The organism is Pseudomonas frederiksbergensis, assembly GCF_017114915.1.
GTDB lineage: Bacteria > Pseudomonadota > Gammaproteobacteria > Pseudomonadales > Pseudomonadaceae > Aquipseudomonas > Aquipseudomonas frederiksbergensis_I.
Genome location: NZ_JAAUOE010000092.1, coordinates 1 through 2,870, shown reverse-complemented (window position 1 = coordinate 2,870; position 2,870 = coordinate 1). Strand labels below are relative to the sequence as shown.

General features: G+C 63.1%; 1 protein-coding gene. It reads right to left on the bottom strand.

Annotation, left to right across the window (positions count from 1 at the left end):
- The coding region (locus HCU66_RS26790) for a DUF5801 repeats-in-toxin domain-containing protein (RefSeq protein WP_241015711.1) at nt 1–2,736 on the bottom strand (2,736 nt) is incomplete at its 3' end.
- Between the last annotated feature and the right edge of the window lie 134 nt (nt 2,737–2,870).

Genomic DNA, 2,870 nt, shown 5'->3' with positions numbered 1-2,870 from the left:
GTGGCCCAGAGTGCCGCTCGTGTTAGCCGCATCTGTATCGTCGCCCGTGCCTCCAGGATTACCCGCGAGCGCATCGTCGTCGAGCAACACCGTGTTGTTGGCCGACACCGCCGGTCCGTCGTCGTCGAAGTTGATGTCGTCGCCGATGCCGACGCTGTCAGTGCTGGTGTCGCCGTCGCCGTCGGTCACCGTCACCACCGCGTTGACCAGGCCGGCCAGGTCGACCCGGTCGTCATGGTCCGCCGGCGTGCTGCCGGCGGTGGGGTGGGTGAGCGAGACATACTGCGCCACCGCCACGTTGCCGTCCTGCTGCAGCGCAATCGCGAACGCCGCTGGATCGTCTATCGTTACCGTGCCATTGGCCACGTCATAGCGGCCGACAATCAGGTCGCCTTCCTTGAACAGCTTGATGTCCTTGCCATCAGTGGTGTTGAGCAGCGAGTCGGTGCCGTTACCGCCCACAATCGCCAGCGACAGCACTTTCGTCCCATTCTCCTGATCCTGGCCAAAGCTGCTGAGTGCCGTGGTGGCCAAAGGCGTGGTGCTGATCGCGAACTCGGTTGGATTCAAGTCCGTGCCCTTGTTCGCCACTGCGGCGAACAGCGCCGAAACCGCCGGTGCGTCGCTGTCGTTATCCTGGTTGCCGGCCGTTTCGTCGATGGTCACCACGCCGCCGCCATCGGCCACGTCCGCGCTCGGTCCGTCGTCGTCGAAGTTGATGTCGTCGCCGATGCCGACGCTGTCAGTGCTGGTGTCGCCGTCGCCATCGGTCACCGTCACCACCGCGTTGACCAGGCCGGTCAGATCGACCGATTCGTCGTAGCTGCCAGGCGGGGTCGTCCCGTCGCCGGGGGTGCCGTGCGTGAGCGAGACATACTGCGCCACCGCCACGTTGCCGTCCTGCTGCAACGCAATCGCGAACGCCGCCGGATCGGCACCGGTGACCGGGTCATTGTTCACGTTATAGCGACCGACAATCAGATCGCCTTCCTTGAACAGCAAGATGTTCTTGCCATCGGTGGTGTCGAGCAGCGAGTCGGTGCCGTTACCGCCGACAATCGCCAGCGACAGCACTTTCGTCCCGCCCGCGGCATCCTGGCCAAAACTGCTGAGCGTCGTGGTGGCCAAAGGTGTGGTGCTGATCGCGAACTCGGTTGGATTCAAGTCTGTGCCCTTGTTCGCCACTTCCGTGTCGAACAACGCCAGAACCGCCGCCGCGTCGCTGTCGTTATCCTGGTTGCCGGCCGTTTCGTCGATCGTCACCGCGCCACCGCCATCGGCCACGTCCGCGCTCGGCCCGTCGTCATCGAAGATCATCTTGGAGCCGATTTCGGCGGTTGCCGTGCTGGTCTGCAGCACCTCGAAGCCACCGATGTCAAAGTCGGCGTGCGTCTTGTCGCCGTTCTTGTCGGTCAGCAACCCGGCGTTCTCGATCAGCACGCGGTTGTGGTCGGTCGCCGTGCCGTAGGTGATCTGCGAGTCGGTCGGAACGCCGGTGATCAGCACCGTGCCGTCGGCGTTGTAGGTGATGACGACGCCGCTGACGGTGGCGCCCGCGAACGTCTTCACGGTGACACTGCCGTTGGTGATCGCGACTTTTTCGGTGGCGTCGTCGGCGTAGCTGTCGACGAAGTTGACGCCGCTCTGCGACCCGTTGACGTTGTCGGCGTTCTTGAAGGCGGTGAGCAGGATCTTCGCCGTTGTGCCGCCCGTCTCCTGCACGACCTTGAAGGTCGCGGAGCGGGTGCCGAAGTACTGGGTGAAGTCGATGTTCGCTTCGACACCCGCTTCGCCCGGGCTCAGGTTGGGGATTGTGACGTCCGCCCTGGAACCGGTGACGAAGCTGAAGCGCAGGCCTTCCTGTTCGGTGATCGCCTGGTTGTTGGTACCCAGGGTCGTGTCGCCGCTCCCGCCCTGGCTGCTGTTGACCGTGTCGGCGCTGGTGATGGCATCGTTGCTTGCCGACTGATTCAGCGGATTCTTGCCGGTGACGATGATCGAGACACCGGGAATCCGGCCGTTCACATCAGCCGTCGCGCCTTCGGTGGTGAACATCAGGAACAACTGCTGGCCCGACGGCGCGCCATCCAGGGTGAAATCCACGTCCTGGCTGGCGCCGATGAAAACCTTGTTCAGCAGATTGAGCGAATCATCGGGGTTCGTCGTATCTGGATGCTTGAGCGGTTGGAATTCCACGGTCCAGATCTTGCCGCCTGAGACCGGTGATCCGGTTTCTTCGATATAGCCCGCGAACACGATCGCGCCGGTTGCGCTCCCGGCTCGGCCCACAACGATGTTGTTGTTCGTATCGGTATAGAGAAGGATGCTGGTGCCATCGAGGGTATCCAGTCCGCTGTCCAGGCCATTGAGCGGTGCGCCAGTGCTGTCGACGAAGCTGACATCGGTAATGATTGCTCCGGGGTCAGCGGTGAGGGTGAACGCATTGCTGCCCGTGTTGCCCGCGGCACCGGTGTAGCCACTCAAGGCCGCACCCGTTGCGGTACCTGCACCCAGTGCGGTCAAACGGGTAGCGAAGGCCGAGGGCAGGGATGCCACCAGAATGTCGTTGTCGTCAGCGTCTCCTGCGGGGCTTGGCGTGGCGGTGGCGTTCTGCAGCCCGGCCGTTTCGTCCAGCGAAACGTCCTCGCCGGTGGCCACGACGATCAGACCGCTGGTGGTAATCAAAGTTGTGGCCGTATCGCCCGTTAGCGATGAGTTTTGCTCGCGAATAGCCATGACGTTCTCCAGAGCAATTGCGGTCATCGAGGCCTGACCGTTGACCTTTTTCCGCAACTATGGCAAGGGGGCGGGGATTGCACATCGGCCGATACTCCCAAGCGGGCTGGGAGTTTCAGACTACTTGGGAGGGG